This is a genomic window from Streptococcus sp. C300, assembly GCF_000187645.1.
GTDB lineage: Bacteria > Bacillota > Bacilli > Lactobacillales > Streptococcaceae > Streptococcus > Streptococcus oralis_CQ.
Window position 1 is genome coordinate 332,223 of the sequence record NZ_GL732466.1, and the last position, 10,402, is coordinate 342,624.

At 41.1% G+C, this 10,402-nt stretch carries 1 protein-coding gene and 2 pseudogenes; all 3 read right to left on the reverse strand.

Features of this window, described 5'->3' with window-relative positions:
• Nucleotides 1-4,128, reverse strand: a pseudogene (locus HMPREF0849_RS01670) (beta-N-acetylglucosaminidase domain-containing protein); the annotation flags it as partial.
• A gap of 261 nt (nt 4,129-4,389) precedes the next feature.
• Nucleotides 4,390-4,518, reverse strand: a pseudogene (locus HMPREF0849_RS10760) (YSIRK-type signal peptide-containing protein); the annotation flags it as partial.
• Between the two features lie 144 nt (nt 4,519-4,662).
• A partial coding sequence (locus tag HMPREF0849_RS01675) for an SIALI-17 repeat-containing surface protein (protein WP_009013510.1) occupies nt 4,663-10,402 on the reverse strand: 5,740 nt, incomplete at its 5' end.

Genomic DNA, 10,402 nt, shown 5'->3' on the forward strand with positions numbered 1-10,402 from the left:
AGGAACCTCAAGAACGGGTGCTGGCTCTTCGCCCTTGCTTGATTGAACCGGTTCTTCTGTTAATTCTTGATGGAAGCTTGCCAATTCATAAAACTCAGCCTTGCCACCTTCCCAGACTAATTTGACGTCTAGAAGAGAGCCACCATTTCGGATAGCGAAAGTTTGGAGACTGGATGTAATGGCACCGAGGTCTAGCCAACTGTCTTGACCATCCTTGAGTGTTCTAGCAAGAACACGTGCCTTAGCTCCTTCAGGAAGACTGGAAACGAGACGAAGGTGGTTAGCATTGGTCGGCTCAGACAAGTGATACACCAACTCCCCCTTTTCTTTTTCAGACTTGTAGCTGGTCAAGACTTTGCCGTCTACAAGATTATTATAAAGGTTGCCTTGGCTTTCTCCACTACTTCCTTCTACTGTTGGATCATTGATTGGTTTGACAAACTCACCATCGTTGATGACCAATTCTGTAAAGCCTACAAAACGGGCATCATAGTCTGCTGTATAGAGGACACGGAGATAGTTGGCTTTGACTGGTGTCGTCAATTCACCCTCGATGTAGCGATTTCCTGGCATCTTAGAATCGTGTGTCCAACCATCTGTCAATGAATCATCGTGTTGGCTGTTGGCCACACCATCTCCTACTGTAACGACATCAGTCCAAGTTTTACCGTCTTGGCTGACTTGAATCTTACCATCACGAAGATAGTTTTGAGTTCCGTCTTGGATGTAGGCTCTGATTTTCTTGATGGTACGTTCGCTACCAAGTTTCAAGGTTACGTGGCCATCTTTATGGGCATAGTCTGAAAACTCAACGAAGTTGTTGTAAACACCGTCAAACAGTTGATCTAGGTTGTTCAGTTTACGAACATCATTGCTTCCGTATGTTGGATGAATGCCCATAGTTGTAGATTCTAGTTTGGTTGGTTGTACTTCTTTGGTTGTCACAAGGAGAGAAGTGGCTGTCACAGCTTGTTCCTGATCTGTTTTATTGACCAGACGAACATAACGAACCAAGTGGGTTGCAAAAGTTCTGTCTGTCAATTGGCTAGCCGGCGTCCATTCTTGCGCATTTGCAGAGTACTCTAGAGTAAGAGCTGGATTGGCCTGACCTTGGAGCTGGATGCTCTTGATTTGATGGATACGGTCAAGTTTCATACCTAGATAGCTATTTGCAGGAAGTTTAGTTCCAGCTGGAATTTGAAGTTCATAATGTCCCAAGCTATCCACTACCGGCGTTTCCTTCAAGGCATCGACGTTGGTGTCTGTTAAGTCAAGATTTGGACTATCGACATCTACTGTAAATTCCGCAATTCTCCACCACTTATTTAAGGTTTGTGTATTGCGAATGCGAACAAAACGAGTTGTAAATTCTTTCACAATATCAGAAGTTCGTTGCCCTGATAAATTTTGAAGCGTTGTCCAATTTGTACCATCTGCAGAATATTCGATGACACCAGATGCTAGTTTGTCTCGTTCCCCTTGCATCAGATGAACTCGTTTTACTTTGTGCAGCCCACCTAAGTCCATTTTTACCCAGGCTTGAGCTGGTGTGACATTGGTCTGATCAACATGTGCCATCATGGATTCTGTGTTTTCTCGACCATCTTGCATCTGAACAACACTTGTTCCATATTTGTAAACAAGGTTTGGACTTAAACTAATAGTGCCCCTAACCTTCTTACTACCCAATTCTAGGGGTCTGTTAACAGCAATTTCACGCATGGCAAGCCAAGCATTATCCTTCTTAGCTGTTGCTATCATACGGACAGCTTGAGCTGTGATATCAAGGTCATTAAATTCCAGAATACGTTCTCTACCAGTATAAGCGGGGCTCGTTATGGCTATCCATTCTCCATGTTCATTTTGATATTCAACAAGAGCATTACTAAAGGTATAATTATCGGCCGTATTAGTACCCGTAGCGAAACCTAATTTGTGTATTTTAATTGCCTTATTAAAGCGCAAGCCTACATAATCGCCTCTCTCAATCACAATGGTTGTTTTGGCAATCACATGTGTATCAAAGTCACCATCTGTGACTTCTTTCAATCCACCTTCTATTCCAGCACGATTCGTAATAAATGTTGTCACAAGTTTATCTGGATTCAACATTGCTTGGATATGTAAGGCTAAGTATTCTTTGAGATTATTGATAAATGGTCGAATATGTTGGACACCAAATTCTGCGTATTCATAATGGTCAACGTAAAAGAAGGCATACTTAACTGACTGGTCATAATGTTTGACTCCGGCCTGATAATACTCCCACACCTTGGCATCATTCTTTTCAGTAAGACCTTCTGTAGCTGTTAGGAAAGCTTCAAGCGCGTTCATTTGATCTACTGTATTCTCTAACCAATAGTGAATTTGTTCGATTAATTTCTGATCACCTTTTTCTTTAAGTAATAGAGCATTGGCTTTCAAACCAGCAAAAATTTCCCTCAACTCTTTTCTTTCAGTATCCAGATTTTGACCAGATTTGAGTTTGTTATAGAATTCTGTCAATTTTGGAGCCAATTCTACAGACTCTTCTAATTTAGTGACATGAGGAGGTCTATTTTGATTGCGCATGTGTTTTCCGAGTTCTCGAAAAGCCTTCGAAACACTGCTTTCTTCAAAATGATCATTAACTACATAGTTAAAGGCCATATCGTTGATTTGTTCTGCTTCTTCTACACTTCTCCATTGTTTCCATCCATACTGAGCCATATCAAAAAGTGCCACTTTAGATGCTTCAGATTGTTGCATTGGATTTAGCATAATTCCTTGTGCAAGTGATAAATCAACATTTGGATGTAAGAATTTTTCACCACCTCCAAGAATTAGGTGGGGTTTTGTATTATCATTACATGGCCAGTTAATCCAGAACTGAATTGGACGGTAAGTCTTACCACCTTCTGTTAAATTTTTCTTTAAGTTCGTTAAGAATGTTTGGTCAACAGCCCCCCAGACCTTTCCACCAGTAAGAGTTAAATGGACATTTTCAGGAAGATGTTCATTCAAGGTTCGAAGTTCAGCTTCAGTTCCTTGCCCCATGTACCAGGCAGGAACAAAAATCATATCTTTACGGAGACCACTGTATGTTGTTTGTTTTTCAGTCAACCAATTTGTGATATCCTTCATCAAGCGAACATAACTATGGTAACCACCAACTGGGCTTGGTGCATCATCTGCAAGCACACCAAATTCACGCACTCCCACGTCCAACAACTGAGTAAACTTAGCCTTTATGGTTGCAAGATCAGCCTGGTAATGCGCTTCATTGCCAAAGCGGATACGATTGTTCATAAATGGATGGATGGTCCAAACATAACGTGTTTTCGTTTGATTACCGACACGTGCAAGTTCTCGGATTTCAGCCAGTTTTTCTTCTGGGTAAAGTTCACGCCATTTCTTATTGTGGTATGGATCATCTTTTGGTGCGAAATAGTATTGAGTTAACTTCAATTCACTTCCATAACGCATCAATTCTTTACGATTTTCATTAGACCATGGATTTCCATAGTAACCTTCGATAAACCCACGGTTCTTGATTTCAGCGTAATCTTCCACTGTCACATTGCGAAGGACTGGCACTTGACTTTCCTTGAGCATATGTTTCAAGGTTGTCAAACCATAAAAGACCGCATCTGTGTCTTTTCCGACGATGGAGATATAGTTGTCCTTGATGGTCAGAGCATAAGCATCAATTTTGTCAAAGAGACCTGTGGAAACCTTGGACAAGTTTTGTTCTGCTTGTGAACCTTGTCCATGCACTCCAAGATAGATATTAGTTGCGCCAGAAACGGCCGTTTTACTAGTTTTGTAAGATACTTGATTGTCCTGCAAAACGCTCTTCAAGCGATTGCGAGTATAGATATCGAGTTGATCGCCCATGACCAGATTGACTTGCTTACGAAGGGCTGTGACACCTTCTCCATAAGTCACTTTTTGTGGAGTTGGAAAGACCTTGTACTCTTTTTTGAGATAGTCTGAGCTCTTGCTGGCAGCTTCAATACTGGCTTCGCTAGCTGGTTTACTTGCAGTGAATTGATCTGCCAATTCAACTGTTCCATCACCGGTTTGGTCTACTTTTGGTTTTTCAGGTGTAGTTGGTTGACTAGGTTTAGCGATTTCTTTCTCATTTTGTCCTCCACTCATGGCTTCAGACGGCTTTGTTTCATTCTCTGGAATTCTAGGTGCTTCAGCTGGTTTAAGATTATTTGTCGAATCAGTAGAACCAATCGTTCCTGTAGTTTCTCCATTTCCAACTGTCGAGCTAGCTTCCTTCCCAGCATTTTCTTCTGCTTTCTTCAAAACTGCTGCAAGTTCATCAGGTAACTTTTCCAATGGCTGTGCTTGAGTTATAGTTCCCTCTTTATCTCCTACATTACCTGTTTCTGCTGCCTCTACTAAATTAACACCAAAGATACTGGCACCAATCATAATAGAAGCTACTCCAATAGCGAATTTACGAATACTGTAATGACAACGTTTATTGAAAAAATTTTTATCCATCTTTATCTTATCTCCTTTCATCCAAACACGAAAGTAAACGATTCCATTTTTACTAGTAAAGACGGAGAGGCCTAATCGGTCCTCTCCATCTCTTCAACTCATTTATCGATGTGATTTTTTATCATCGACCAAGCTATACCAATAGGATAGCATTAGACGCACAAACTAATCCTCTTTTCGTTTTGCAGTTAATAGGGCTGCTGACAAGGCCAAGCTAACACCTGCCAAGAAAATGGCTGTTTCAGATTCTCCCTCACCTGTTTCTGGTAATCTATTTTGCTCTTCTTTTACTACTGAAACATTTGGTTTTATAGTCTGGTCATGAGCTAATAGCTCTACTGGATAATCTGGTTTTTCAAGAACAGGCGCTTCCTCATTTCCTACCGTGGCTAGAACACCATGATACTCTGGAAGTTTATGTTCTAGAGCCATTACAGCATTAACGCCACCCTTAAATTCAGGTTTCTCAACGCTTGGTGCCGCTTGATCTCCTACAGTAGCAAGAGTTCCTGTGTATTCTGGAACTTCGTTTACTGCTGCTTCTATATAGTTAGCACCTCCTTTGAATTCTGGAACTTCATTGACTGGAGCTGGCTCCTCGCCTTTACTACTTGAAATAGATGCTTTCACTCCTACTTCAACAATGCGATCCTGAGCCTTTCTTTCTTCAGAATGAACAAGACTTCTAGTAGTACCCAAAACTTGAATATAGTCAACTTTTTCTCCATCTTGTCCTTCAGAAACGATACGACGTTGACCTTGAGCAAGTTCAGGGTTTTCACGAATAACTTCTTTAAACGGAAGTGGAGTCTTTTCAATTTCCAAACTTGGAGTTTCTGCTACTAAGTTCTTAACGCCTTCTGTTGGTGTTGTTTGGAAGGTAGACTTAAAGTGTAAACGATATTCTTTCACCAGATTTCCATCTTTGGAAACAAGACGAACTAGTGTTGGAAGATTGGCATTTCCAGAATCCACAACTGTAACTACTCCATGTCCACTAGTTGTTGCAGTGACTTTTGGTTTTGAACCCATTGTTGTTAGAGTGTAATCTGTCACATTTGGATCAAAGTTTTCCAATGCTTTTCCGTCGATCGAAATAGTCGCTGATGGTGTTTCCACTTCTGATCCCTTGCCTGCAGAGTAGGCTGTAAATTCTACAAGTGCAAGACCATTGGTGGTAGCCTTACGAGTCATGCGCGCACGAATAGCTGTCGTTTGAACCGGTTCAAAGTTAAACTCGATTGGTTTACCAGCTACTAATTCTCCAGAAGCTTTGTAAGAAATTGGTGCCCAATTTTCTGCCTTGTTAAATGGATGATCGGCATTTTCTTCGTAACGAGAAATCGTACTTGGTTCTGTAAAAGCAGGACCAATATATCTTTCTAGAACCATTTTCTCTGGAGCATCTGTGCCACTATCTTTAAAGAACTGAATGGCTACTTTCCCAATAGATTGAGAAGCAATTTTTCCATCCTTCTTAAAGAGTAATCCAACAGAAGTTTCTTGATTTTTCGGAGTACGAGACCAGTTTGTCCAACGTCCATCTTCATTGTATTTTCCATCATTGATATAGAAAATTCGATCATGTGAAGCTGCTTGAGTATCGTTCGTTGTCGAAGCAAAGGCTTTAGAATCCGTTTCATTGTTGCTTGGATTTTCTGAAATGACTTGATTGCCTTTAGCAACAACTGTCACCTGCATTTTAGTCGTTAGATTTGTACCAATGACATGACCGGTAACTTCAAATGTTCCCTCATGCTCTGTCGCATGTTCAGGAATAGCATCCCACTTCACTGCAAGTTTATCTGTAGTCCAATTAGTTGAAGTTGGATAATAAACACTTACTTCTGAAGGAAGTTGAAGATTGTCTCCAACATTCAAGATTTTAGCACTGTTTTCTGCAGCAAGAGGTTGACTAGTTTCTCTCTCATCATTGCGGAAAATTCGATATTCTTTCAACACAGTACCATCTTCTGCTTTCAAGATGAGACGTGTTGCACCTTTTGGACTTGTTGCAGGAACAACTGTTACCAAACCATTATTGCTAGCTGTTGCTGTGATTTCTTTGCTAGATTGAGGAATATAGTAATCTGTCTTAGATGGATTAAAATGTTCAAGATCCTTGCCATCTACCTTGATAGAAATCTCTGAACTTGTTTCACTTAAGACCTTGTTTCCAAGCACAGTTAGCTCTGTCAGACCAACACCTGATGTTCCATCTGCTTTCTTCATACGAATACGAACAGCGTAGGTTTCGACCTTGTCAAATGTGAAGTGATTGGTTTGAGTTGCAGACAGCTGACTTGGAGCATGTAAGTTTTCAACTGCTTTCCAATTGTCTGGATTATTAAATGGATGATTGCTATCTCGTTGCGCATGACTGACATCACTTGGTAAATCTGGAATTTCTTTACCTACATAATATTCAACTACATATTCTTTTGGAAGACCAATTGCTCCATCAGTATAGAAATCAACCGACAAATTGTTGACAAAACGCTTCGTCAAGTCTCCTGAATTACCAAATAAGATAGAAGCCCAGTCATTATCAGTATTTGTTCTCCAAGTAGTCCATCTATTTTTAGCATCTGATGGCGTTCTTGATACAGTCAAATCGTTCAAGGTGTTGGCTGTGTCATCTCCTCCTGTATTGGATACAATGGCAGCTGGTAATTGTGAACCTGTCCATTGTTTAGAGATATTATTTCCAGCAACCACTTGACTAGATACTCGAACATGAGCTTTAGTTGTCAGATTGCTACCTACTAAACGACCATTGATTTCATAGACCCCTTCAGTTTGACTAAAGTTGGCTGGAACCTGATCCCAAACAACATCTTTATAGATAGTTGTTCCGTTAGAATGGTAAGCCCGAACATTAGCTGGCAATTGAACCGTCTCACCCTTAGGTACTGTGAGACTGATTTCCTCTGCAACTTGCAATCCTTCAACCGTTACAGTCGCTTGAGCTTCAATATCTGTGCCTTCCACATGTCCTTTAAGCGTAAAGCTATGATAGTGCCCCAACTCTTTTTCATCTACCTTATCCCAAGCTACAGATACTTTGCGTGGCAAGCCCTTATCAAATTCTGCTCCAACTTCTTTAGGTAGATTCGGTTGCTGATTGATATCTGTAGAAACAGACACAGGATGAAGTTTCACAATCTTCTTGCTGACTTTATTTTCTTTAATCACCACTTCAGTGGTTACAGATTCTGTTTTCTCTGTTTGATTATCGATTCGAGGTGTCAAAGTCACTCTTCCCTTAGTATAGAGCAATAGATTCTGACCATTCACCTCAAGATGTCCCCCATCAGATGATTTAGCTTCTAAGTGAATATCTGAAGCCGAAAACTCTGTTTGTGAACCATCCTCATAACGACCAATGACGTGATAAGTTAATACTTGATCTTCAGTGGCAGTTTCTTTTCCTTCTACAACCACTTCCAAACGTTTCAAAGCAGGAGCTTCCTTCACAAACTGAATTAAGTAAGTTTGAACCAAGTCACCCTTTTGGTCACTCAAGAAGACAGAAGCCTGATAACCATTATCAGCAGAAGCTTGCTGAACAGTTACTTGATATCCGGTAGTCTGAGCTCCAACACTTGGAATAGTTGCAGTGTAAGGAAGGGATACACGGTAATAGGTCTTGCCAGACTCAAAATTCTCAAGAGCTTTATCCCCAACAGTAAGTCCTGTAATGCTACTTGTTGTTTCCTTACTACTTGCGATAAAGGTTGCAGTCACTTCACGGTCGTCATCTACCAATTTACCAGTAGCCTCCGTACGTCCACCTTCCTTGTTCAAAGCAGCAGGGTCTTTCAAGGTCCAAGAAACAACATCAGTATCAATCAAGCTACCATCTGTCAGAACAGCTGTGACCGTTTTATCCAAATCAGCCGCATTCGTTCCAACTGGGACTGTAGCAACTTTTGGTAACCATCTATCTAAAGCAATCACTTTAACAAGTGCCTCAGCTTTAGTTTCTAAACCTTCTACACGTCCAGATACTTTTTTCTCACCTGCGCTTGTAAGCAAGTCAGATGGCATTTCCCAAGTTACAGTCTTTTCCTCAATACTACCGTCACTATAAATAGCTGTTACTGTTTGAGGTAATTCAGGATTTGTCGTCACATCAGTTGTTGCTTTTACAGGAGCAAAGGCTACAAAGTGACGATTTTCTTTCTTACCAGACACCGTTGCGACCGTTGCGCTATCAGATGTCAAACCAGCAGAATCTGCATAAAGAGTAAATTTACCTTCTTTTTCTGTTGATTTTACAATGACAACCCCTTTACCATTGAAAGCACGTCTTTGCCATGTTCCATCTGCTTGAGCTTTGTAGCGTTCACGACTAGCTTGTTCTCCATTATCCACACCAACGATTTGTCCCTGACCATGAAGATTGAAATGAACAAGATTGTTAGCTGTAGGAACCACATTACCATCGCCATCAACAATTTCATAATGGATGTAGGATAGGTCCTTTCCATCTGCAGTGATAACATGCTCTTCTTTAGTCAGACGAACTCTTGCTGGCTCCCCAGCAGTTGTCACACTATCACGCGCAATTTCGTTGCCATTTTCATCTCGAGCAATCGCAGTCAGTGTGCCTGGTTGGTATTTCACAAGCCACTCAAGATACAATTCACTTGGTTTAGCTCCCTCATGATATGGACGTCCATCTTCTGTCCTTTTCTTAGTAAATTCCTTTTTACCAAGCGACTCTCCATTTAAGAACAATTCGACGCTTGCAGCATTTGAGAAGGTACGAACCGGAACCTTTCCATCAATCAGCATCTTGCGATCCTTAAGGGTCTCTTCAGTCCAGTTCCAATGTGGTAAAATGCGAACAGTTGGCTTTTCTTTAGCACTATACCATTCACTACGGTAAAGGTAGAAATCATTCTTTGGTAAACCAGCTGTATCAATAATACCAAAGTAAGAGCTCTTGACAGGTGTACTATCTTGGTTATGCCATGGAGTCGGTTCTCCAATATAGTCAATTCCTGTCCAGATAAATTGTCCAGCATAGCCAGCACGATCACGGTCAAAAGTCCATGATTCAGTAGCTGTTCTTCCCCATCCAACACGGTCATTACCATAGTCAGATTGTTCATAGTGACGATTTGGACGATTGTCATGTCCAAGGATTTGAGCAGGGTTATAATAAGAATCACGCGTCCTAGTAGCTGAAGAGGTTTCAGAACCATAAATGAGCCAGTCTGGATGCGCTCTACGAACAGCATCATAATTACGTTCACCATAGTTCATACCGACAGCATCCATAATTTCTGCGAGTTTCAAGAAATCACCTGTCGCTGCACGACTAAATTTGTTTTCCCCCATGGTTACATAACGCTCAGTATCAATCGCTTTGATAACTGCCTTCAAGCGTTTAGCAGTTTCGATAGAACGAGGACTACCATTTGCCTCCTCTACCTCATTTCCAAGAGACCACATGACGATAGACGGATTGTTCTTATCACGTTCTACCATTGTTCTGAGATCAAAATCAGACCACTTCTCACCCTTCTTAGCCTCCGGATGAGTTGCATCTTGATCAAAGAACCGTCCATAGTCGTAAGTCTTCTTGCCACCATACCAAGTATCAAAAGCTTCCTCTTGAACCAAAAGACCTAAACTAGCTGCAGCATCAAGCAACTGAGGACTCGCTGGATTGTGGGTTGTTCGAATAGAGTTAACCCCCATATCTTTCAAGAGTTTTAATTTACGATAGGTAGCCTTATAATTCTCTTCTGCCCCCAAGGCTCCATTGTCATGGTGAATACTTACTCCGTGGAATTTCATGCGTTCACCATTCAGAGAGAAACCTTCCTTAGCAGTCCAATTGAAATAACGGTAACCAAATGTATCTTCTGTTACATCAACTAGTTGACCTTCT